The following is a 23,617-nucleotide window of genomic DNA, read 5'->3' as shown; positions in this document are numbered from 1 at the left end:
CGTTACAAGCTGTCATTTTGCTGTCTAGAGCGTCCGGGTTAACGCGGGTCTGTGGTGAAACAGCAGAAAAAATGGCAAAAGCCCTGCGCCGCAATGCGGCCAGGGCTTTTGGAGGGGGTCGCGGCATTGAATGCCGCGTCTTGTGCGCCGTGTTACAGCGAGTCGATAAAGCTGCGCAGCTTGTCCGAGCGGCTGGGGTGCTTGAGCTTGCGCAGCGCCTTGGCTTCTATCTGGCGGATGCGTTCGCGGGTCACGTCGAACTGCTTGCCCACTTCTTCCAGCGTGTGGTCGCTGGTCATCTCGATGCCGAAGCGCATGCGCAGCACCTTGGCTTCGCGGGGCGTGAGGCCATCCAGGATGTCCTTGACCACGTCGCGCAGGCCGGCCTGCATGGCGGCTTCGATCGGGGCGGTGTTGGCACCGTCCTCGATGAAATCGCCCAGGTGGCTGTCGTCGTCGTCGCCGATCGGCGTTTCCATGGAGATCGGCTCCTTGGCGATCTTCATGATCTTGCGGATCTTGTCTTCCGGGATCTCCATCTTGGCCGCCAGGATGGACGCATCGGGCTCGAAGCCGAACTCTTGCAAGTGCTGGCGGCTGATGCGGTTCATCTTGTTGATCGTCTCGATCATGTGCACCGGGATACGGATGGTGCGCGCCTGGTCGGCGATCGAGCGGGTGATGGCCTGGCGGATCCACCACGTGGCGTAGGTCGAGAACTTGTAGCCGCGGCGGTATTCGAACTTGTCCACCGCCTTCATCAGGCCGATGTTGCCTTCCTGGATCAGGTCCAGGAACTGCAGGCCGCGGTTCGTGTACTTCTTGGCGATCGAGATCACGAGGCGCAGGTTGGCCTCGATCATTTCCTTCTTGGCATCGCGCGAGGTGGCTTCACCTTCGTTCATGCGCTTGTTGATGCCCTTGAGCTCGGTCAGCGGCACCACCACGCGCGACTGCAGGTCCATCAGCTTTTGCTGCAGGTCCTGGATGGGCGGGATGTTGCGCGCGATGATGGACGACCAGGGCTTGCCGGCGTTGGCCTGCTTCTCGACCCACTGCAGGTTCAAGAGGTTGGGCGGGAAGTCCTTGATAAAGGTTTCCTGCGGCATGCCGCACTTGTCCACGATGATGCGGCGCAGCTCGCGCTCCTTCTTGCGCACGTCATCCACCTGGCCGCGCACCATGTCGCACAGCTTCTCGATGGTCTTGGCGGTGAAGCGGATGGTCATCAGCTCGGCCGACAAGGCGGCTTGCGCCTTGACGTACGCAGGCGTGCCGTAGCCTTCCTTGTCGTACACCTTGTGCACTTTTTCGAACAGCTCGCGCAGCTTGTCAAAGCGCTCCAGCGCCTGCTTCTTGAGTTCTTCGAGCTTCTTGGTCAGCGCCTTGGAGCCGCCCTTGCCGTCGTCGTCGTCGGCTTCGTCGAATTCGTCGAAGTCTTCTTCGGCCACATAGTCGTCGGCCTCGTTGGGGTTGGAGAAGCCGTCCACGATGGTCGAGATGACGACCTTGCCTTCGCGGATCTCTTCACCCATGTTGAGGATCTCGGCGATGGTGGCGGGCGATGCGCTGATCGCCTCCATCATGGCCATCAGGCCGCCTTCGATGCGCTTGGCGATTTCGATTTCGCCTTCGCGGGTCAAGAGCTCGACCGTGCCCATTTCGCGCATGTACATGCGCACCGGGTCGGTGGTGCGGCCGAATTCCGAGTCCACGGTGGACAGTGCGGCTTCGGCGGCTTCTTCGGCTTCTTCCTCGGTGGCGCCAGCGGGGGCGTTGTCCGTGATGATCAGCGCTTCGGCGTCGGGCGTCTGCTCGTACACCGCCACGCCCAGGTCGTTCAGCGTGGTGATGACGGCTTCGAGGGTTTCGGCGTCGACCAGCTTGTCGGGCAAGTGGTCGTTGATTTCAACGTGCGTGAGGTAGCCGCGCGTCTTGCCCAGCTTGATCAGTGCCTTCAGGCGCGCGCGGCGCTTGGCCATGTCTTCTTCGGACAGGACGGTCTCGTCCAGGCCGAATTCCTTCATCAAGGCGCGTTCCTTCGCCTTGCTGATCTTCATGCGCAGCGGCTTGACCTTCTCGACCGTGGCTGCGGCCTCCGGCGTGTCCTCGACTTCGCCTTCCAGGTCCGCTTCGATGTCGGACAGGTCGGTGTCGTCACCGCTTTCCTCGGCGCCGGCGGCGGCCTTGGGCTTGCGGCCACGCTTGGCTGGCGCCTTGGCGTCGGCGTCGCCCGCGGCCTTGGCGGGACGGCCAGGGCGCTTCTTGGGAGTATCGTCTTCGTCGGATGCAGCAACTGCCTTGGCACGGGCAGGCTTCTTCTTCAGCAATTCATCGGCAGCTTTGGTCAGCTCGGCAGAACTTTTCACGGGCACTGGTTGGACTTTCTTGGCCGCTCTAGCGGGTGCGGGGGCGGACTTTTTGGCCGCGGCCTTCGCGGGCGCTTTGGCAGCAGGGGTGGAGACGGCCTTGGCGGCGGTAGCTGGAGCAGACTTGGGCGGCTTCGCGGACTTTTGAGCGGGCATGGGCACCTCAGAATCAAAAACGGACACAAAGAAAACGCAAACGCCACAGATCCCGGCGCGGGTGGCACAGCGAGCCCCGAAAGGCATGCGCTGGTCGAGGGGGAACCCTCAGGGGCAAGATGTCTGGGCGATCATTTGGTGTGCAGTCCTTGCGATGGTTGGGCTGGTTGTGCGCGTTTGTCACGGTGGCCCGGTTCGGAGGTGCTGCTGTCGCTCTTGCCGCTAACTAACCCTACATTATACCTCTTGGCGGTATTTCAAGCGGCCTTCGGCCCCAAGCCCAGCAAAACCCTGCGTTTGTGCTCCAGCTCGCGGTAGCGCTCCAGGGCGGTCGCGTCGGTGGCGGCCTGCAGCATCAGCAGTTTTTGCTGCTCTTCGATGTCCTCGACCTGCATGCGGTTCAGTAAATCGCGCAGTTCCGTGCGCAGCTCCTGCAGGTCGCCTTCGGTCTGGGCGTGCGAGCCCGTCATCACCTTCACGGCCAGCGCCTCGCACTCGTGCTCGCGCAGGCTCTCGCGCAGCACCGCCCAGGCCAGGGGGCCGTGTTCGTGGAACTGCGCCTCCAGCCAGCTGAACAGCGGGCCGTGGGGCGGCTGCAGCGCGCACAGGGTGGCGTGGTCGTCGTGCGTCAGCTCTTCCAGAAACGCCATGTGCGACAGCAGCAGGCGCGCGGCGTGGTCGGTGCGGCTGGCGGTGGGCGTGCGCGGCAGGCGGGGCTGGGGCGGCCAGGGGGCGTCCTTGTCCCTTTTCTTCCAGTTGCCCTTCCAGTCGCCGCTCTTGCGAAACGGGGGCTTGTTGCCGTAGCTGCCGCCCTGGCCGCCTTGTCCAGTGCCGCCACCGCCACCGCCACCGTAGCCGCCTTGGTAGCCACCGTCGTATCCCCCGGCCGGCTCGCCCTGGGGCGGCCAGGACCCCGCGTCGGGCGGGGCGTCCCAGGAGGGCGGCTCGTGGTCATAGGCCGCAGGGGCCTGCCGGGGCGGCGCGCTGCCGGCGCCCGTGGGGCCGCCGTGGCCGGAGTGCGATGACCGCGGTGCCTCGCGCGCCGTGGCCTGGCCCCACAGGTCCGCCAGGTCCTGCGCCCGCAGTTGGGTCAGGTCCGCCAGCTCGCCCAGCACCTGGCGCTTCAAGATGCCGTCGGGCAGGGCCGACCACAGCGGGCGCGCGTTGCTGGCCATGTGGGCGCGGCCCTCGGCGGTGGCCAGGTCGCAGCCGTCGCTGGCCGACTCGACCAGGAAGCGGCTGAGCGGCACCGCCTCGCTCACATGCTTGGCAAAGGCCTCGGTGCCGTGCTCGCGGATGAAGCTGTCCGGGTCGTGCTCGGCCGGCAGGAACAGGAATTTGATGCTCCGCGTGTCCGTGGCGTGGGGCAGGGCGCCATCGAGCGCCTTGCGCGCCGCGCGCCGGCCGGCGGCGTCGCCGTCGAAGCTGAACACCACCGATTCGGTAAACCGCAGCAGCTTGTGCACATGCTCGGGCGTGCAGGCCGTCCCGAGCGTGGCCACCGCGTTCGGAAAGCCCAGCTGCGCCAGCGCCACCACGTCCATGTAGCCCTCGGTGACCAGCGCGTAGCCGTGCTCGCGGATGGGCGTGCGGGCCTCGAACAGGCCGTACAGCTCGCGCCCCTTGTGGAACACCGGGGTCTCTGGCGAATTCAGGTACTTGGGCTTGTCGTCGCCCAGCACGCGCCCGCCAAAGCCGATGCATTCGCCCTTGACGTTGCGGATGGGGAACATCACCCGGTCGCGAAAGCGGTCGTAGCGTTTGTCCTGCCCGTCTTCCCCCACGATGACCAGGCCGCTCTCTTCCAGCAGCGGGTCGTCGTAGTGGGGGAACACGCTGGCCAGGCTGCGCCAGCCCTCGGGCGCATAGCCCAGGCCGTAGCGCTTGGCGATGGCACCCGAGACGCCGCGGCCCTTGAAGTAGGCGATGGCCCGCTGCGACTCGCGCAGCTGGCGGCGGTAGGCGTCGCCCGCTTTCTCGAGCACGTCGGTCAGCGTGGCCTGCTTCTGGCGGGCGGCGGCGGCGCGCTCTTTCTCTTGCGGGGAGATATCGTCGTCGGGCACCTGCAGGCCCACTTGCTGGGCCAGGTCCTGCACCGCCTCGACGAAGCCCATGCCCGCGTGCTCCATCAGAAAGCTGATGGCGTTGCCGTTCTTGCCGCAGCCAAAGCAGTGATAGAACTGCTTGGCGGGGCTCACGCTGAAGGAGGGGGACTTTTCGCCGTGGAAGGGGCACAGCCCCATGAAATTGGCCCCGCCCTTCTTGAGCTGCACGTACCGGCCCACGATGTCGACCACATCGACGCGGGCAAGCAGTTCCTGGATGAAAGACTGGGGGATCGTCACCGGCCTATTGTCCGCGTAAACTGTTTGTTACCAAGTATTGCAAAAAAGGCTTTCGGGCATGGTGGCAATGGCACGGTGGCGGGCGGTCGGCGCGTCCAGCACCTCTGCGCTGCGGCGCAGGGACCTGGCTGCGCTGCTGCCTTGGGCCGCTGCGGTGCTGCACCCCGTGCCCGCGCGGGCCGCCACGGTGCTGCGCGTGCTGGCCTGGCCGGGCTACGCGGACCCGGACATCGTGGCCACGTTCGAGAAGCGCCACGGGGTCAAGGTGGAGATCACCACGGTGGCGTCCGACGACGTCCTGCGGGCCCAGCTGGCCGGCGCGGCCGCACCGGGCTTTGACCTGGTGGCCGCCAACACGGCGGAAATCGCCCGCCTGGCAGCCCGGCGCCTGCTGGCACCGTTGCCGCTGAGCAACATCCCCAACGCCCAGCGCCAGTTGCCGCGCTTTCGCAACCTGCAGGCCATCGCTGGCCTGGCCCAGGGCATGGATGTCTATGGCATGCCCTACACCTATTCGGAGATGGGCCTCATCTACGACCGCCAGCAGTTCACGACTCCGCCGCAGTCCATCGGCGTGCTGTGGGACCCGCGCTGGCGCGGCCGGGTGCTGGCGTTCGACGGCAGCAGCCACGGGTTTTCGCTGGCGGCCATGTACCGGGGGCTGCCGCCGTTTCACATCGCCGCCAGCCAGTTCGGCCCGCTGGCCCGGGACCTGGTGGCGCTGCGGCGCAACGTGCGCTCGTTCTACAGCCTGCCGGAAGAATCGCTGGAGCTGTTTCGCAAGCACCGCATCGCGGTCATGCATGCCAACTACGGCCAGCAGCAGCTCAAGCAATTGCGCGACGCGGGGCTGGACGTGGGCTACGTGGTGCCGCGCGAGGGGGCGCTGGCCTGGCTCGACTGCTGGGCCATCACCCGCCGCTCCAGGCAGGCGGGCTTGGCGGCGCAGTGGATCGACTACATGCTCGAGCCGGCCGTAAGCCACGAGCTCACGCGGCGCCAGGGCCTGGCCAACACGCTGGAGGAGCCGCCCGCGCTGTCGGGCGATGCGCCGGCCGGCGCCATCGTGTGGCTGGAGCCGGTGGAGGACGAAGCCCGCCGCGCGCAGCTGTGGCGGCGCATCCTGTCGGGCGACCGGCCCGCGAGGTTCTGACGATGGCGTCGCCCCACAGCCGCGGCGTGACCTGGGGCATTGCGCTGCGCCTGGCCGTGCTGCTCGCGTCCTTCAGCGTGCTGGCCGCGCTGCTGGCGGGCTACTACACCTTCGAGTCCAGCCGCACGCGCCTGCAGGGGCGGGCGGAGCAGGCGCTGCTGGCCACCACGCAGGTGCTGGCGCGGCACCTGCAGGCGGGCTTCGGCGCAGTGGCGCGGGACGCCGCCTTCCTGGCCAGCGTGGCCAGCATCGAGCAGGACCGCAACGTGCTGGCCGACGTGTTCCGCGCCAGTCTGATCACCCACCCCAGCTACCTGCAGATCCGCTTCATCGCGGCGCAGGACTATGGCCTCGAGCAGGTGCGCATCGACCGCAAGGGGGACGCCTGGATACGCGCTGGCGACGACGAGCTGCAGGAGAAGGCGCACTTCCCCTTCGTGTTTGAAACCCTGGCGCTGGGCGCGGGCGAGGTGTATGTGTCGGAGTTCGGCATCAACCACGAAGGCGCTGACGATGCCGAGGCGCTGCCGGTCTTCAGCATGGCCTCGCCGGTGGTGCGCGGGGGCCAGGTGCGGGGCGTGGTGGTGGTGCGGGTGGCGGCGCAGCGGTTCTTGCAGAGCTTCCATGCAGCGCTGCCCGCGCCGTATGGCTTCTTCCTGAGCAACCGCTGGGGCGACTTTCTGGTGCACCCGGATGCCACCCAGGCCTTCGGCTTCGACCGCGGGCAGCGCATTCTGGTGCAGGACACCTTTGCGGCCGCCGCCCCGCTGATCAGCGGCGCCCGCACGGAGGCCGTGTTCAGCCAGCCGGCCACCGACGACGAGGAGGCGCGCGCGTTCTCGTTCGTGCGCATGCCGTTCGGGCGGGAGGGTGAGGGCCGGTTCATGGTGGTGGGGCTGTCGCAGCCGCTGGCTGCGGTGCAGGGCGAGGTGCTGGAGCTCGGCCGCAGCGTGTTCAAGATCCTGCTGGTGCTCAGCGCGGTGGGCGTGCTGCTGGCCGCAGGGGTGTCGCGCCTGGTCACGCAGCCGCTGCAAGCCATGGTGCGTGCCGCGCAGGCGTTTTCGCAGGGCCGGCCCCACAGCGACCTGCCGCTGCAGCGCAAGGACGAGATCGGCGAGCTGGCGCGCAGCTTTCACGACATGGAGCAGCAGATCGGCCGCCAGATCACCGAGCTGAACGCCAGCCGCGACGCCATGGCCCACCTGGCCCACCACGATGCGCTCACCGGCCTGCCCAACCGCCGCATGTTCGAGCAGCGCCTGGCCCAGGCGCTGGAGCTGTCGCGCCGCAGCGGCCGCGCCTGCGCGCTGCTGTTCGTGGACCTCGATGAGTTCAAGCGCATCAACGACGCGCACGGCCATGCGGTGGGCGACCTGGTGCTGCAGGCTGCAGCCCGCACCATCGTGGGGGCGGTGCGCCAGTCCGACACGGTGGCGCGGCTGGCGGGCGATGAGTTCACGGTGCTGTGCGAGAACGTCGACTCCGAAGACGCAGCGCTGCAGATCGCTGCCAAGCTCGAGCGCGCCTTCCACGTGCCCCTGAGCATCGAGGGCCGCCCGCTGCCCGTGCGCCCCAGCATCGGCGTGAGCCTGTTCCCGCGCGATGCGCAAGACGCGCACACCCTGCTGGCCAACGCGGATGCGGCGATGTACCGCACCAAGCAAAGCCATCGCCGCCGCGTGTGAGCGGTGCGGGGGGATGCACACGCGTTGCCACTCAGGGCCACTGTCCCCGGGTGCTGAAAGTGATAGGCGCTACTGTTTTGATAGCTGTTCGCGCTTGTCCAGAGAGCGGTAGAGGCATTTTCATGCATGAAAAGCGCCCTGTGCGCTGCTGCAGTGCCCGCGCCCGCCAGGCCTGCACGCCTCCGTCTCGCCTTCCTACCGCCTTCCTACCGCATCACCGCGCCCTGGCGTCCGTCACGGCTGCCCCATGGCATCGAGCCACGCGCGTGGCGACATCCCCAGCTTTTGCGCGAACACGCGCGACAGCGCGGACGGGTTGGCGTAGCCCAGCTCCTGCGCCATCGACTTGATCGACCGGCCGCCGCGCAGGTGGGCCTGCGCCAGCGTCAGCCGCCAGTGGGCCAGGTAGTCCGCAGGCGTCTCGCCCACCACCGCCTTGAAGCGGGCGGCAAACGCGCTGCGCGACATGCCGGCCTGCGCGGCCATCTGCTCCAGGCTCCACGGCTCGCCGGGCGCTTCGTGCAGGGCCGTGAGCGTGCGCGCAAGCTGCGGGTCGGCCAGCCCGGTGAGCAGGCCGGGCGGCATCTGCGCCCTGTCGGGGTGGTCCAGCAGCCAGCGCAGCAACTGCAGCAGCACGACCTCGAAGAGCCGGTCGGCCAGCACGCGGTGGCCGCAGCGCAGGCGGTCGGTTTCGGCAAACAGCAGGTCCAGCGACAGCTGCAGTCCCGGCACGTCAGCCAGCGGCAGCAGCACCAGCGGGGGCAGGGCGCGGGCCAGCGGGTGGCTGGCGCCGCCGTCAAAGTCGAGCGCCGCGCAGGTGAAGTCCGAGCCGTCCACCGGCGCGTTGTGAAAGAAGTGTTCGAGCGGCCGGGCGTAGAACAGCAGGCTGGGCTCGCAGACCTCCAGCCGCTCGGGCGGGCCGGCCAGCGGCTGGTGGGTGACCACCATCTCGCCGCGCCGCAGCACATGCAAAAACCCCCGCCCGGGCGCGGCCGCGAAGTGCGTCACCCCGCACAGCGGGCCGGTGTGAAAGAGATGCGCCCGCACCCGAAAACGCTCCAGCAGCGACGACAGCCGGTCGAACGGCGCGGGCTGCGGGGTGGAGTCGCTCTGGGTCATGGCCGTGGTTTTGGATGAATGGGTATGAATTGTAGATGATTCATTCCCAATGGTGCGGCTCTCGGCCAGACACTGCAGGGGTGCTGAGTTCATAAAGCACCCGGTGCTCCAACCCCCTGGGCGCCGGCCTGCAACCTCTTTCCCATCACTTCCAAGGAAACCACCATGACCTCCCAGACCGCTGCTGTCTCCGCCTCGCCCCGCATTCCCCTCGTGGACCGCGCCACCGCCACCGGCCCGGCCCGCGCGCTGCTGGACCAGATCCACGGTGCTTTCGGCGCCACACCCCACATGTTCCGCGCAGTGGCCCACTCACCAGCGGCATTGCAGAGCATGTGGAGCGCTTTCGGCGCCCTAGGAGGTGGTGTCATCGGTGCCGCGCTGGGCGAACAGATCGCCGTCGCCGTGGCCAACCGCAATGCCTGCGACTACTGCCTGGCCGCGCACACCGCGCTGGGCCGCAAGGCGGGCGTGAGCGGCGACGCGCTGGCCGCCGCGCAGTCGGGCGAATCGACCGACCCGCGCACCGCCGCCGTGCTGCGGTTTGCGTTGCAACTGGTCAACGAGCGCGGGCAGGTCGACGCCGCCGATGTGCAGGCGCTGCGCGACCAGGGCCTGGACGACGAGCACATCGTCGAGATCGTCGCCCACGTGGCGCTGAACCTGTACACCAACTACGTGAACGTGGCGCTGGCGGTGCCAGTGGACTTTCCGGGCGTGAAGCTGCGCCCCGCGCGTTGAGGCGCTGAGGCGCTGCGCTGACAGTGAGGCGTCATGGGTCAGCGCTGGCTTCAGGGCTTTCGGCTGTGTGCAGTTGCTGCTGCAGCTGCAGCCACGCGGCGACTCGTGGAGCGGAGGCAGGCGCGGTGACATTGGAGGCGTCATGGCGGGCGGCATGGGGGAGACGTTGTCACGCATGCTGCGCTGCAATGTCCAATGTCCAATGTCCAATGTCCAATGTCCAATGTGATTTGCCAGCGGCGTCCGTCTCGCGCACCATGGACCCCGGCCCCGATCCTTGCCATCACCTACCGGTCAAGACCGCCATGCCACCTCATCCCGCCACCGAAACCGCCGCCACCGCAGGCCCCGCCCTTGCGCAGGCAGACCCCCATGCCATCGACACCTTGGCCGCCCTGGAGGCGCTGATGGGCCAGCCCGGCGATGCCTCCCTGCACAAAGAGGTGCCCTACGTGCACCCCACCTACCGCGCGATGATCGAAGCCGCGCCGTTTGCCGTGCTGGCCACCACCGGCCCCGGCGGGCTCGACGCATCGCCGCGCGGGGACCCGCCGGGCTTTGTGCAACTGCTGGACGACCGCACCCTGTTGCTGCCCGAGCGCCGCGGCAACAACCGCGCCGACAGCCTGCGCAACATCCTCACCGACCCGCGCATGGCGCTGCTGTTTCTCATTCCCGGCGTGGGTGAAACCCTGCGGGTGAACGGCCGCGCGCGCATCAGCGTGGCGCCCGAGCTGCTCGCGCGCTTCGTGGTCAACGGCCGGCCGCCCCAATGCGTGATCGTGGTCGACGTGGACACCGTGTTCTTCCAGTGCGCGCGTGCCATCCAGCGCTCGCGCCTGTGGGACGCGGTGTCCGCCGGCACCCCGCGCCCGGTGCCCACGCCGGGCGCGATCCTGGCGGCCATCACGCACGATGCCTTCGACGGCGCAACGTACGACAGGGAGCTGCCGGAGCGGCAGCGCAAGACCCTGTACTAGAGACTCTCTACCGACTACAGCGACCGCAGGAACGCCAGCAGCGCTTCACGGTCCGCCGTGGGCAGGGCCTCGAAGCGGCGGCGGGCGGCATCGGCCTCCCCACCGTGCCACAGCACGGCCTCGGTCAGCGTGCGCGCGCGGCCGTCGTGCAGGTAGCCCACTTTGGCAGCCTGGCCGGCGCCCATCACCTTTTCGGTGTAGCCGATGCCCCAGAGCGGCGCGGTGCGCCACAGCGAGCCCGCAGCCTGGCCTTGCGCGAAGTTGTCGGCCAGTTCGGCGCCCATGTCATGCAGCAGCAGGTCGGTGTAGGGGCGGATGGTCTGGTCGCGCAGCTCTGCAAACAGGTGCCCGGAGCCGGTTTTCATCTCCGCGGTGTGGCAGGCCGTGCAGCGCGCGCTGTCGAACAGCCTGGCACCCAGTGCCACCTGCTGCGGGTTCACGCGGTGTTCGTCCAGCGGTGCCACGCCCTTCGGAAATCCGCTGGCCTGGCTGCGCTGCGCGGGCACGGCCACCAGCGCCAGGTAGTTGGCCAGCGAGGTCAGGTCGGCCTCGGTGATGCCGGGCTTGCGCTCGCCCGCTGCGCAGGCCGCAGGGCCGTAGTTGCAGTCGCGCGAGGGGTACACGCTGGAGGTGACCGACATGTCCTGCAGCAGCGCCGTGGCGGCCTGCTGGCGCAGCGTGGCCTTCGAGGCCTTCCAACCGAAGCGGCCCAGGCGCACCGCACCGCTTTCAGGGTCGTACACGTAGTTGGGTGTGCCTTTGACGCCATCGGCATCCGGCACGGTGCGCGCACGGGCCAGGATGTCGGCTTCGGGCACGGCCTCCAGCAGGCCCATGCCGATCATGGGCGGCGCGGCGCGCAGCGAATACACGGCGGGAACGGGGCCGTCAAAGCCGAGCACGGGCCTGCGCAACTGCACCACGGTGCCATCGGCCAGGCGCACATCGCGCGTCTCGAACCGGGCCACGCGCACGCTGTTGCCCCAGTCCTGCGCCTCGCCGGTGGCGGCGCGGGCGTTCATCTGCAGCACGCTGCCGTAGCGGGCGTGCGGCTGTGGCTGGCCCGTGCTGCCCAGGCTGGCCGCCTGCAGCGACATGCTGTCCAGGCGCTGGTTGACCTGCATGGGGGCCGGGCTGCGCCCGTTGTTGACATGGCAGGCCACGCAGACGGACTGGTTGAAGTGCGTGCCCTGCAGCTTGGCGGCGGGCAGGTACGGGTCGTTGCCCGACTCGCTGTGCGCGCCGGTGGCGAAATGGGTGTGGATCAGCCGGCGCCCTTCGACAAAGCGCTGCATGTTCTGCATGCCGACGTTGTTGAACGGCTGCTGGAACATCGACGCGCCGTTGTCCGAATAGTTGTACGAGACCGAACCCGTGCCGCCCGACAGGGCGGCCACCGGCAGCGGCGCCGAGTTGAGCCGGGGTTGCACGCCATACCAGGGCACGAGGCCGGTGCCCACCACATAGAGCCATTCGGCCGAGTAGTAGCGGATGCCGCCGCTGTCGCCCTTGGCCGCCATGGATTCACGGGTGCTGAACATGGCGGGCGAGACTTCGATGGAGTCTCCCACCACCAGCGCCCGCGAGGGGACGTTGGTTCCGTTGGGCAGACCATCGGCGCCCAGCCCGCCGTGGCCCGGGTACTGCCGGATGCGCAGCGTGCACGGGCCGTTGACGCCGTCGGGGCTGGCCAGCCGCCCGTTGGCGGGGTAGGGCGTGGGCAGGCAGACCTTGACGTTGCGGTCGACCAGCTCGCCCGGGTTCATCCAGCCGTAACCGGTCACGCCCGGACGGTCGAAGGCCCGGAAGAACGCCGTGTCGCCCGGCAAAAAATCCACCGTGGTGTAGCGGTTGACCACCAGCGTGGGCTTGGTGACGCCCGCCACGCGGCTGTTGTCGATGATCTCCATGCCCCAGGTGCGGTTCTGGAAGTACTGCGTGACGAAGGTCAGGTGCGCGCCGGGGCCCTTGTCCACCGCGGCGCCGGTGGCAGGGTCCACCGTGTCGTTGGGGCCGTAGCCGATCTCGTTCCATTCTTCGCCGCGCTCGCGGCCGTGTCGGCCCAGGGCCCGCGCGCCGAAGCGCGTCACCAGCGTGCCGTCGGCCAGGCGGAACTGCGTGGTTTCGGCCGCCTCGGGCGCTGCCGGCAGGGGCACGAGCCCTTGCCCGTTGGTGGGGTAGCGCCAGGGCGACGTGGACGCCACGCCCTGGGTATTGTCCGTGCCGGGGGTTTTGAATTCCACCTCGAAGAGCGAATAGCCGTAGCCACCGGCCCGCGCCACGCCCTGCAGGCGCAGGTAGCGCGCGCTCATGCCCAGGTTCAGGAATTCCTCGGTGCCGCCCTTGCCGTTGGTGACGTAGCGGATCTGCGTCCACGTTTCGCCGTCCTGCGAGGTCTGCAGGGCGTATTCCTTGCCGTAGGAGCGCTCCCAGATGAGCTTCATGGCGCCCACATCGACCTTGGCGCCGAAGTCGAACTGGATCCAGGCGTCGTCCACGAAGGTGCTGCCCCAGCGGCTGTTCGGGTTGCCGTCGATGGCAGCGCTGGCCGACATGCCTGGGTTCTCCACGGCCGACGAGGTGGCCTTCACCGGCTTGATGGGCACGCCCGGCTGGGTGGGCGCTGCCGCCGGCATCTGCGCTTCGGATTTTTGCTGCACGTACGCCGCGTCGGGCGATATCTGCGACATCTGCACGGCCTGCTGGCCTGTGCCGCCGGTGGTGCTGTCACCCCCGCCGCATGCCGCCAGCGCTACCGCCACAGCGCTCAACGCGCACCAGTGCGCAGCCTGGCGCGCAGGGGTGTGCGCACCCTTGTTCATCGTGTGTTTCATGATCTTCCCGCCCTCGCATCACAGTGCGTTTTGTGAATCGATCATAGGCATGCAGACCATCGGGCTGACCCCGGCAGTTGCGCGGGCGCAGCAGCAAATTTGCGTGAATTAATTGCGAAACGTGAGCAAACGCAACATGGAAAGATCGCTTTTGGATGCGTGTTCATCCGCGCAGCCGCGTACTGTGTGGGCCTCCCGGTTTTGGGGCAGTTGCATATGGATGCAATGTGGCCACGGCCGGGTCGCAGTGCACGGGGGTGACCGCATCTTCATGCTGGCTTCTTTGCCAGACGGTGCAGCCAGCGGGACTGCGTGCGAAGATGCCCAGCGAATGCCTTGCCCGGCCTGTACTCCCCTGCGCGCCCTGCGCACGGCATCCAGCGCCGCTTCTCTTCCTCAACCACCGACATCACGGACCCAGACGATGACCCAGCCGCATCCGCACCCCACCCTTGCGCTCAACGACGGGCGATCCATCCCGCAACTCGGCCTGGGCGTCTGGCGCACCCCGGCCGACGAAACGGCGCAGGCCGTGAAAGCCGCGCTGGACGCCGGCTACCGGCATATCGACACGGCCGCTATCTATGGCAACGAGGCGGGTGTGGGAGAAGGCCTGCGCGCCAGTGGCGTGCCGCGGGGCGACGTCTTCATCACCACCAAGCTCTGGAACGCCGAGCAGGGCCTGGACACCACGCTGCGCGCCTTCGATGCCAGCATGAAGCTGCTGGGCCTGGAGCAGCTGGACCTGTACCTCATCCACTGGCCATGCCCGGCGCGGGGCCTGTATGTGGACACCTGGCGCGCCTTCGTGCGGCTGCAGGCCGAAGGCCGCGTACGCTCCATCGGGGTCTCCAATTTCGAGCCCGAGCACCTGGACCGCCTGGTGCAGGAGACCGGCGTCAAGCCCGTGCTCAACCAGATCGAGCTGCACCCACGGTTCCAGCAGCATGCGCTGCGCGACTACCACGCCGCCCACGGCATTGCCACGCAGGCCTGGAGCCCGCTGGGGCAGGGCCAGCTGCTGGCCGACCCAGCCATCGTGGCCATTGCCAGGAAGCACGGCAAGACGCCCGCCCAGGTCATCGTGCGCTGGCACATCGAGATGGGGCACGTGGTGATTCCCAAGTCGGTGAACGCAGGCCGCATTGCAGAGAACGCCGACGTGTTCGGCTTCACCCTGGATGCGGGTGACATGGCGGCGATAGCCGGGCTGAACGATTCCGAGGGGCGCATCGGCCCGCACCCCGCGACCGCGGCGTTCTGACCGCAGGCCAGCCTGCTTGGTACAGCAGGGGCTGCCTTGCCAGCCCCTTCCGCGTCAGGCGTGCTCCGCCGTGAAAGCAGCCGCCGCCTCGCGCAGCGCCTGCGCAAACTGCGCCACCTCGGCATGCTGCGCGTCCCGCTGCCGCTGGAACAGCGTGATGGGCGGCAGCGTCCAGCCGAAGCGGTGCGGCACGATGGCGACGCCGGCGATGCGCACCAGCTCCTGGGCGATGTCGGCCGGCACGATGGACACGGCCCGTTCGCTGGCCGCCACCAGTTCGCCGATGACTTTGGACGACAGGCTTTCCACATAGGGCTGCGGCGGCACCACGCCCGCGCGCAGGAAGAAGTCGGTGATCTGCTCGCGCATGGGCGTCTGCCGCGCGCCCAGCACCCAGTCCAGGTCGGCCAGCTCGGCCCAGGCCAGGGGCTTGCGGGCCAAGCGCGCCGACAGGCGGCGGTGCGCGATGAGGCGCGGCTCCTGGTGGTAGAGCACCTCGTGCACCAGCCCGTGCATGTCGAGCACGGCGGAGGTGCGGCCGACCACGCAGTCGAGCTCGTGCCCGCGCAGGCGCTGCAGCAGGTGGTCGCTGGTGCCTTCGTGGATGCTCACCGTGGCGCGCAGGCCGCGGGGCCGCGTCTGGCCGATGGCCGCAGCCAGCAGGCGCCCCGGCACGAACGGGATCACGCCCACCTGCAGGTGCGCCGCGCGGCCAGCGCTGGCGGCCTCCATGTCGCGCGCCCAGTGGCCCAGGTCCTGCAGCAGGGTGCGCGCACGGGCCAGCGCCACGGTGCCCAGCGCCGTGGGCACCATGCCGCGCGTGGACCGCTCGAACAGCGGCGCGCCGAAGATCGCCTCCAGCTCGGCCAGCGCATGGGTGATGGCCGGCTGGCTCGTGGCCATGTGGTGCGCTACGCGGGTGAGCGTGCCATGCGCCTCGATCTGCTGCAGCAGCACCAGGTGGCGCATCTTCAGGCGCGAGGCCAAGCGGGCGTGGATGGCGTCGGGGTCGAGGGGCAGATGCGCAGGCATGGCTGGTTTCGGGCTATTGGTAAATCAATATGGTTTGATATTAATTGCTGATGCTTTGCTTATGAGAACTCTCCACAATGCACGGCAACAACGGAGGGGAAGGTGATGGACTCATCAGTGCTGTGGGTGGTGGCCCTGGGGGCCGTGGCGGCGGGCTTTGTGCAGGGCCTGTCGGGCTTTGGCTTTGGCATGGTGGCCATGTCGTTCTGGGCCTGGACGCTGGAGCCGCGCCTGGGCGCGGTGCTGACGGTGTGCGGCGCACTCACCGGCCAGCTGGTGGCGGCATTCTCGGTGCGCCGGGGTTTTGACAAGGCGCGGCTGCTGCCGTTCGTGCTGGGCGGCCTGGCGGGCATTCCGCTGGGCGTGGCCGTGCTGCCACGCCTGGACATGGACGCCTTCAAGCTCGTGCTGGGCACGCTGCTGGTGCTGTGGTGCCCGGCCATGCTGATGGCCAAACAGTTGCCCCGCATCACCCGCGGCGGGCGTGTGGCGGACGCGGTGGTGGGCCTGGCCGGCGGGGTGATGGGCGGCCTGGGCGGCTTCACCGGCGTGCTGCCCACGCTGTGGTGCACCCTGCGCGGCATGGACAAGGACGTGCAGCGCGCCATCATCCAGAACTTCAACCTGGCGATGTTGCTGGTGACCTTCGGCACCTACGCGGCCACAGGCCTGATCAACCGCGAGGCCCTGCCCCTGCTGGCCATCGTGGTCCCCGCCATGCTGGTGCCCACGCTGCTGGGCGCCCGGCTGTACCACGGCATCAGCGACGCGCGGTTCCGGCAGATCGTGCTGGGCATGCTGACGCTGTCGGGGGTGGCGATGCTGGTGGCGAGCGTGCCGAAGGTGCTGGCGCGGCTGGCATGACCTATGCGCAGGCCATTGGAATACTGACCCTGTATGCCTCAGTGGCCGCCGTGGGCTTCTGTCAGCCAAAGAGACCTAGTTTGAAAGATTGAGGCACTGGCACCATACCCATTGCCTCGATGGAACGGTCCAGTGCGTGGGTGAAAGCTTGCGTGATCGCAATCACTCTTGAATGCCCCCGGGTGATGTGCTGTATGTAATGTGTTAAATGGCGAAAAATTTGGTTTTTTATTATTTTTTGCTCTAAATGCGTTGGGTGGTGGTGCCTGAAGTGGAGGGTGTACGCGACGCGACAGCAGTCCCTACTGTTACTCGGCGCTCCATTTGCCTCGGAACTTATCATGTACTGCGAATTTTTTAGATAGATAGACCCTTAAGCTTTGTCATTCGCAATAAAACATCTGGTTACTTTGTGTGTCTTTGGCGTCACTCATAACTTTCCAATGCTAGTTATATTTACGCTGGATAGGTGCATAACTAGAGTTCATACGGTGGGTAATATGTGGGTATTTTAAGAGGGTTTATGAGGAAAAATTATTTATTCGGCTTTTGCTTTTTTGTGGTTTTTCTCGATGCTTCGGCGCAGTCAATAAAAATTTTGCCAAATTATAAGTTCTGCACGCCTGGTGCGGGGTCTGCAGTGTGCTTTGATTCGCCTGATGCTGCGTTGCAGTATGAAGAAATTTACCAGAGGGTTGCTGGGTATTCTTCAGATATAAGCTATGTTTTAAATAATCTCCAAGCCCAAACGGATGATCTCACTGTAAATGGGCTCAATCGCTATTTTAAATATGACATCATACTTGATGGTGTCTACATGAGTACGTCTCTTCGAGCTATATGGAGAATCGCTGTTTGCCCTGGAATTCCTGTGCCAGACAGCCCCGGTTCAACGGATCGATGGGCGCACCGACATGAGTGGACGCCGGATGACAATTCCTTGGAGTGGTGTGAGCGCAGAGATGTGCCCTCTCCACCCAGTGCTCCGCCTCCCGATAAACCTCCATATTCGACAGGGCCCAGCGGACCCGGATCCAACGAACCACCGCCCAACGAGCCTCGATCTGGCGGCCCCCGCTCATGCCGCCCCGACGGCAGTTTTGAGGGTAAGCCCATTCTCCCGGCGTCGGGGGATGAGATGAACAAGGAGATTGATTATTCAGATGCTTCTCCGCATGGATTGCAACTGTCTCGTATCTACTTGAGTGGATGGGCTCGGGACGCTGCGGGCACCGTGGGAGCCATGGGCCGGGGATGGCGCCACAATCATTTTGCTCGATTGCAGCAAAGTGCGGAGCATTCAGTAGATGTTGAACTGCCGGCCGGGCAGCGACTTATGTTCATGCGCGACACTTACCCTGCAAAAGGTGCTTGGATTGCAGTCTCCGGTTTCGATACGCTTGCTAGAACTGCTTCTGGCTGGAGTCTCCTTACTCTTGCAGATGACAGCGTCTACAATTTCGATGCGAGCGGCAGGTTGCAAACGATTGTCCAACGTAATGGCTGGATGCTTTCTTACAGTTATGATGCTGCCAGTAAATTAATTCAAGTTCGGAATCAATTTGGAAAATTACTGAATTTTATTTATGACTCCGGCGGACGGTTGATTGGCGTCTCTAGCCCCGATGGGGTTGTGTCATATTCTTATGATACGAATGCGAGGTTGAAAGCGGTTAAACATCCGGATGGCAGTATTCGTGACTATCACTACGAGAGCCCTGAAAATCCAGAACTTTTGACGGGCATCAGCATACAAGGGGATCGCTATGCCAACATTGGTTATGATTCCAGAGGCTACGCAATATCGACCGAATTCGCCGGGGGTGTTAATAAATATAGCGTCATTTATGGGGATGCTCTTAACAGTCAGCCGGGGAAAAAGGCCGTTGTCACAGACCCCCTGGGTCAAAAGCGTACTTACACATACAGTTCAAAGAGCAATGAGCTTGTCGTTACTTCTAGTACCGCGCCTTCCGGTACAGGGCAGCGAGATGCCTCTCAGAGAGTGCTTTTGCCCAACGGCTTGGTTGAACTTGAAATCGATTTCAACCTGAATGGCAGAACACGATACACATGGGATAACAATCGTCGCCTGTTACTCAGCAAAACGGAAGGTTTCGGGTGGCCCGAATCCCGTACAACCAGCATCACGTGGCATCCGCAATGGCGGCTTCCCGTCACCGAGCGAGATTCGGGCCGAGTCATCAACTACAACTACGATAGCTTGGGCAACCTATTAAGCCGAACGGTTGCAGAAGCGGAAGTTGGCGGCGCATCTCACACTACGAGCTGGACATACCACTCGAACGGTCTGGTTGCCAGTGAGACCAGCCCCAATGGCGCCACTACTAAGTATGAATACGACAGTGCCGGCAACTTGACCCGGTCTTCGACCGCGTCGGGTCTTGTTGATGTTTATACACATGATGCGGCTGGTCGCGTACTCACGCACGTCTCTGCGACAGGGCTGGTAAGTGCTTACGAATACCATGTCAGCGGCCGCATGGCGCGCGTACAGCGTGGCAATTTGGTAACGGCATATACCTATCGACGCAGTGGACAACTTGCCACGGTGAAGACGCCGTCTGGCTACCAAATCACCTATAGCTATGACGCCGCTCAGCGGCTTACCGCATGGAGTGACAATCGCGGCGTCAGTGCAATCTACGCTTTGGACGACATGGGTAACAGAGTCAACGAAAGTATCACCGACTCACAAAATCGGGTGGCATGGAAAGTCGCTCGCGTCATCAATGCCCTGAACCGTCTCGATACGCTCACGGTGGGTGGCGGCGCCTCGGCGCCAACTTCTACCCGCTTTGGTTTTGACGCCAATGGCAGCCTTGTAAGTACCACCAATGGCTTGGGTGAAACCACGCAATACGGGCTGGACGTCCTCCGCCGGGTGCAAGCCATCACCGATGCGCAAAGCGCCACAGCCAGTCTGACCTACAACGCACTGGACAGCGTGACCCAGGCCAGCGACTTCAAGGGCGTAGCCACCACCTACGAGCGCGACGCCCTGGGCAACGCCAAGACCGAGGCCAGCCCGGACGCCGGCACCCAAAGCGCCCAGTACGACGCGCTGGGCCTGCCCAGCAGCATCACGGACGCCCTGGGGCGGGCCACCACCATCGTGCGCGACAGCCTGGGACGGCCCACCAGCATCACCCACGCCGGTGGCGCAGGTGGAACAGGCGTAGCCAGCCAGACCACCACCCTGCGCTACGACCTGCCCGGCAGCGCCTACAACCAGAGCGGCCAGCCCAACGCCAGCAAAGGATCGCTGAGCGAGATCGTGGACGCCAGCGGCACCACCAGCTACCAGCGGGACTGGCACGGCCGCGTCGTGCGCAAGACCCAGCAACTGAAGAATGGGCACACCAGCACCGTGGGCTACAGCTACGCCCCGAGCGGCCTGCTGGCCAGCATCACCTACCCCGACGGCAAAGTACTGCAGCACCAGTACGACAGCACCGGCCAGCTCACCGCCCTGACCTGGAACAACCAGCCCCTGGTCAGCGGCATCACCTGGAACCCGCTGGGCCAGCCCACCGGCTGGACCTGGAACCTGCAAGGCAGCCAGGGCAGCACCAGCCTGAGCGTGGCGCGCAGCTACAACACCGCGGGCCAGCTGACCACCACCGACTTCAGCAGCTACCAATACAACGCAGCGGGCCGCATCAACAGCCTGACGCAGAACCTGTGGGCCCCGGCCAGCGCCAATCCGCTGGATCAGACAGTGCAAGAGTCCCCCGTGACTTGGAACGTGCAATACAGCAGCACGGGCCGCATCACGGGCTTTACCCGCCAAGCCATTGCCGGAGCTGGAGCGGACAGCACCACGTACCAATACGACGCCAACGGCAACCGCACGGGCAGCACCAGCGAGCGCACCTTGGCGGGCAAGCCCACGGTGACCAGCCGCAGCTACAGCACCAGCGCAAGCCACAACCGGCTGCTGGGCTTTGCGCAAACACAAAGCGCCACGGACCCTGCCACCGGCCAGGTCAGCACCGCCAAAACCAGCGTGGCCTACAGCTACGACGCGGCGGGCAACCAGCAGGGAGACGGCCTGCACGGCTACCAGTACGACAGCGAAGGCCGGCTGGAGCGGGTGACGCTGGGCACGGGGGCAGGAGCTTCCAGCGTGCAGTACGCGCACAACGCGCTGGGCCTACGGGTGTTCAAGACCGCAGTGGTCGTTGGTGGCGCCGGCACCAACAGCGAAAACAGCAGTACTGACCCGGCCCCGGCCCCGAGTCCGAGTCCGAGTCCGAGTCCGAGTCCGAGTCCGAGTCCGAGTCCGAGTCCGAGTCCGAGTCCGAGTCCGAGTCCGGCCCCGAGTCCGAGTCCGAGTCCGAGTCCGGCGCTGCCTGACATACCTTTGTTAGGGGATGACGTTGTCAACAGTGACCGCCCCGACAAAGATCAAATTGTCGGTTTAACGACCAAAGTGCTAAAGAGTCTTACGGATTTCTGGCTACGCCTGTGGAGTCCGGAGACGGACGCTACCCAAGCCCAGGGCCGGGCGTTCGTGTACGCAGAAGACGGCAGCCTGCTGGGCGAATACCCCATGGAGGCCAACCCGGCGACGGCCCCGACAAAGGGAGCACAGCACATCTGGCTGCCCACAGCCAACGGCGCGATGCCGATCGCGGTGGTGGGTGAAGGCCGGCAGTACGCGGTGCATGCGGACCACCTGAACACGCCCCGAAGGCTGACACAGGAAGATGGCCAGGTGGCCTGGCAGTGGGCGTACAGCGCGTTCGGGGATGACGCGCCGACGACGGCGGCCACGCGGTTCACGAGCGAAACAACCGCTGGTGCAATACAACCTGCGGTATCCGGGGCAGTACTTTGACGAGGAGAGCGGGCTGCACTACAACCACTTCCGCAGCTATGACCCAAAGAACGGGGGGCGGTATACGCAGGCTGATCCTATTGGACTATATGGGGGATTTAACAAGTTTGGCTACGTAGATGGTAATTCAATCTCCTATGCCGATAGGCTAGGTTTGGCCACAGATGAGGAAATTCGAAAAGCAGTGTTGGCACTCAGATGTGCAAATTCTGATGTCTTTCCTAAGTTGCCCAATTCGATTGCGATGACTGATCTCGGTGAGAAAGCCCCTGGGTTGACGGATTGGAAAAACAATATTCAACTAAATTCAAGAAATTATGGAAATAGTGACATTTCCATTTATCAGCATAATGAATATGCTGTAGATCTATTCTTGCAAACGATTGCTCATGAAATGCTTCATGTTAACGAAGGGGTGGGGAGTAGAATTCTGAGTAATAGTTTTCGTATGGGAAATCCTTTGGGGTATTTCCATCGGCTAATTGATGAAAGGGCTGAGGCTATGATTACGCCAGATTTTTTGAGGCGGTATCGGGATTCTTTGGTGACTGGTGATGTGGGGTGTTCATGCGTTCGATAATTAAATCATATTTTTCTTTGATATTGCTTGTGATGCTGTTGGGGTGTAAATCCGCAGATGAATTTACACCCAAAAACTTTGTAAGTCTTTCTGTGGCTCACACCGCATCATTAAAGATTGAAATTGCCAAATCATTAATGGCGTCTCCTGGGAAATCTGTACCACAGGCCGGTCGATTGCAACTGGATCCGCCATCTGGCTTGGCCTCTATGAAGTTTGACTTTGGATGGGTGACTTCGGGTGGTGTTATTATAATTAAAAATACCAAATTTGCGGTGATTTTGGTGCAAGAGCCGACTATAGATCGGGAGGGGGTGACGTGGAGTTGCATCGTGCATCCAGTTGAGGCAAAGCCAACTCTCTGTGGATCTGATTATCAAAATGAATTGTTACGGAGTAAGTGATTTTTGATTGTGCGCCCGATTTTAGATTTAATTGCCCATGACGATGTTGTTATTGGAAATGACCACTCGGCGCTCTATTTTTTGCTTGTGCTGATCAAACACGCCACTGTTTTAACCCTCGTTGCTCAGCATGGGTAACGTCCATGCTAATGGCTCGGTGCTGATCGCTACGGTGCCCAATCCCCTCTCTGACGCCTGACGCAGGAAGACTGCAAAGTAGCTGGCAATGGGCGTACAGCGCGTTCGGGGATGACGCACCGACGACGGCGGCCGCGCGGTTCACGAGCCCGCTGGTGCAATACAACCTGCGGTATCCGGGGCAGTACTTTGACGAGGAGAGCGGGCTGCACTACAACCACTTCCGCAGCTATGACCCAAAGAACGGCGGGCGGTATACGCAGGCTGATCCTATTGGATTGGAGGGTGGGTGGAATCGGTTTGGATATGTGGGCGCCGATCCTTTGAGTTATTGGGATAAGTATGGCCTGGATAAAATGAATTTATTTAATCCAAACTCCATACTGATTAATCAAAAGGGGCTATATATGATGGCTAATACTTTTCCTGACCGCCAAGGGGAGTTGCTAATTTTTGCGCATGCAAATAACAGTGCAATAGCAGATGATAGCAAAGGCGGTTTCCTTTTTGATAGCAGAAATGCTATGAATGCAGATGAGTTGGCAAAATTTATTCAGGATAGTGGGCGTTGGAAGTCTGGAATGCCGATTATCCTCTACGGATGCGAGACTGCTGCAGGTGAAGATTCTATCGCCAAAAAATTGAGTGAAAAATTAAATGTAAATGTAAATGTTACAGGGTTTCCGACAAAAATAACGTTTGATCCTAAGAATGGTCGTGCTGTTCCATCGAATCCGATTACATTTTTGCCGGGTAAAAAATAGCATGAAATCCGCAGTCTTTCTTTCTATATCAATGACATTTACCGTGTTTGCTCAAGCGGGACGTTGTGTTTTGACAAGCGTTTTTAGTGGTGGTGAAATATATCCTGATGGTGGCTCTGTAATGGTTGAGGTTGAGGATGGTTATCGCAAGAAATCTATAATAAAATTCGATGCTTCGTTGGGTAGAGGGCATCCTATTTTGACTATCGATGGAAAAAAATAAAACCAGGAAGTAAGTCTGAGTCGATGTGTTTAAAAGGGTTGGATATTATGGTTGATCAGAAATCAAGAGGTATGGATTTTAAAGATTTTAAGGGGATGCAAT

16 protein-coding genes and 1 pseudogene are annotated in these 23,617 nt (G+C 63.9%); 12 read left to right on the top strand and 5 right to left on the bottom strand.

What is annotated here, in order from left to right:
* Positions 1-152 precede the first annotated feature (152 nt).
* Together rpoD and dnaG are read right to left on the bottom strand one after the other, a co-directional pair.
* A complete protein-coding gene (rpoD, locus tag ASG27_RS04730; RefSeq protein WP_056411739.1) occupies positions 153-2,525 on the bottom strand; it encodes an RNA polymerase sigma factor RpoD in 2,373 nt (790 codons plus the stop codon).
* A 257-nt stretch (positions 2,526-2,782) separates the two neighbouring features.
* Positions 2,783-4,870: a DNA primase gene (gene dnaG, locus ASG27_RS04725; RefSeq protein WP_056411736.1), complete on the bottom strand. Its 2,088-nt coding sequence runs from the start codon at positions 4,868-4,870 to the stop codon at positions 2,783-2,785.
* Positions 4,871-4,928: 58 nt separating this feature from the next.
* Here dnaG and ASG27_RS04720 point away from each other — a divergent pair, with 58 nt between their 5' ends.
* Both ASG27_RS04720 and ASG27_RS04715 read left to right on the top strand, forming a co-directional pair.
* On the top strand, positions 4,929-6,023 hold the full coding sequence (locus ASG27_RS04720) for an ABC transporter substrate-binding protein (RefSeq protein ID WP_082486158.1): 1,095 nt from the start codon (positions 4,929-4,931) through the stop codon (positions 6,021-6,023).
* Positions 6,024-6,025: 2 nt separating this feature from the next.
* Positions 6,026-7,708 carry a GGDEF domain-containing protein gene (locus ASG27_RS04715; RefSeq protein ID WP_235503897.1) on the top strand — a complete coding sequence of 561 codons (1,683 nt, stop codon included), beginning with the start codon at positions 6,026-6,028 and terminating at the stop codon, positions 7,706-7,708.
* Between the two features lie 234 nt (positions 7,709-7,942).
* Here the strand turns inward: ASG27_RS04715 and ASG27_RS04710 are convergent, their stop codons facing one another.
* Entirely contained in the window at positions 7,943-8,827 is an 885-nt protein-coding gene (locus ASG27_RS04710; protein ID WP_056411734.1) for a helix-turn-helix transcriptional regulator, read from the bottom strand.
* 165 nt (positions 8,828-8,992) lie between these two features.
* Here ASG27_RS04710 and ASG27_RS04705 point away from each other — a divergent pair, with 165 nt between their 5' ends.
* On the top strand, positions 8,993-9,568 hold the full coding sequence (locus ASG27_RS04705; RefSeq protein ID WP_056411732.1) for a carboxymuconolactone decarboxylase family protein: 576 nt from the start codon (positions 8,993-8,995) through the stop codon (positions 9,566-9,568).
* A 305-nt stretch (positions 9,569-9,873) separates the two neighbouring features.
* Positions 9,874-10,548, top strand: coding sequence for a pyridoxamine 5'-phosphate oxidase family protein (locus ASG27_RS04700; protein WP_082486157.1), 675 nt, complete (start codon positions 9,874-9,876; stop codon positions 10,546-10,548).
* Positions 10,549-10,562: 14 nt separating this feature from the next.
* On the opposite strand, the gene ASG27_RS04695 is transcribed toward ASG27_RS04700, so the two are convergent.
* Entirely contained in the window at positions 10,563-13,382 is a 2,820-nt protein-coding gene (locus ASG27_RS04695) for a di-heme oxidoredictase family protein (protein ID WP_056411730.1), read from the bottom strand.
* A gap of 424 nt (positions 13,383-13,806) precedes the next feature.
* Between ASG27_RS04695 and ASG27_RS04690 the strand changes: the two genes are divergently transcribed.
* Positions 13,807-14,646 (top strand): aldo/keto reductase, encoded by an 840-nt coding sequence (locus tag ASG27_RS04690; protein ID WP_056411728.1) that lies wholly within the window; start codon positions 13,807-13,809, stop codon positions 14,644-14,646.
* A gap of 54 nt (positions 14,647-14,700) precedes the next feature.
* Here ASG27_RS04690 and ASG27_RS04685 read toward each other — a convergent pair whose 3' ends face one another.
* Positions 14,701-15,678 (bottom strand): LysR substrate-binding domain-containing protein, encoded by a 978-nt coding sequence (locus ASG27_RS04685; RefSeq protein WP_056411726.1) that lies wholly within the window; start codon positions 15,676-15,678, stop codon positions 14,701-14,703.
* A 105-nt stretch (positions 15,679-15,783) separates the two neighbouring features.
* Here ASG27_RS04685 and ASG27_RS04680 point away from each other — a divergent pair, with 105 nt between their 5' ends.
* The 7 genes and pseudogenes from ASG27_RS04680 to ASG27_RS26475 all read left to right on the top strand — a co-directional run bounded on the left by ASG27_RS04680 (position 15,784) and on the right by ASG27_RS26475 (position 23,515).
* The gene (locus tag ASG27_RS04680) at positions 15,784-16,542 is read left to right on the top strand and encodes a sulfite exporter TauE/SafE family protein (protein WP_056411724.1); all 759 of its coding nucleotides are present in this window, start codon (positions 15,784-15,786) and stop codon (positions 16,540-16,542) included.
* A 523-nt stretch (positions 16,543-17,065) separates the two neighbouring features.
* Positions 17,066-17,872, top strand: a pseudogene (locus ASG27_RS27960) (DUF6531 domain-containing protein); the annotation flags it as partial.
* A gap of 1,575 nt (positions 17,873-19,447) precedes the next feature.
* Positions 19,448-21,406 carry a hypothetical protein gene (locus tag ASG27_RS27850; protein WP_327019744.1) on the top strand — a complete coding sequence of 653 codons (1,959 nt, stop codon included), beginning with the start codon at positions 19,448-19,450 and terminating at the stop codon, positions 21,404-21,406.
* Entirely contained in the window at positions 21,369-21,986 is a 618-nt protein-coding gene (locus tag ASG27_RS27845) for an RHS repeat-associated core domain-containing protein (RefSeq protein WP_327019743.1), read from the top strand. The genes ASG27_RS27850 and ASG27_RS27845 overlap by 38 nt, the downstream gene beginning before the upstream one ends.
* Positions 21,968-22,390 carry a hypothetical protein gene (locus tag ASG27_RS26480; RefSeq protein ID WP_156371488.1) on the top strand — a complete coding sequence of 141 codons (423 nt, stop codon included), beginning with the start codon at positions 21,968-21,970 and terminating at the stop codon, positions 22,388-22,390. Before ASG27_RS27845 ends, ASG27_RS26480 begins: the two co-directional genes overlap by 19 nt.
* A 179-nt stretch (positions 22,391-22,569) precedes the next feature.
* Positions 22,570-23,292 carry an RHS repeat-associated core domain-containing protein gene (locus ASG27_RS25730; RefSeq protein WP_082508986.1) on the top strand — a complete coding sequence of 241 codons (723 nt, stop codon included), beginning with the start codon at positions 22,570-22,572 and terminating at the stop codon, positions 23,290-23,292.
* 1 nt (position 23,293) lies between these two features.
* Complete coding sequence (locus ASG27_RS26475; protein ID WP_156370970.1) at positions 23,294-23,515, top strand: hypothetical protein; 222 nt, start codon at positions 23,294-23,296, stop codon at positions 23,513-23,515.
* Positions 23,516-23,617 lie beyond the last annotated feature (102 nt).

Origin of the sequence: Acidovorax sp. Leaf191 (assembly GCF_001424425.1) — a bacterium.
Lineage (GTDB): Bacteria > Pseudomonadota > Gammaproteobacteria > Burkholderiales > Burkholderiaceae_C > Acidovorax.
Note: the sequence above shows the minus strand (reverse complement) of the source record. Positions and strands in the feature narration are given on the sequence as shown.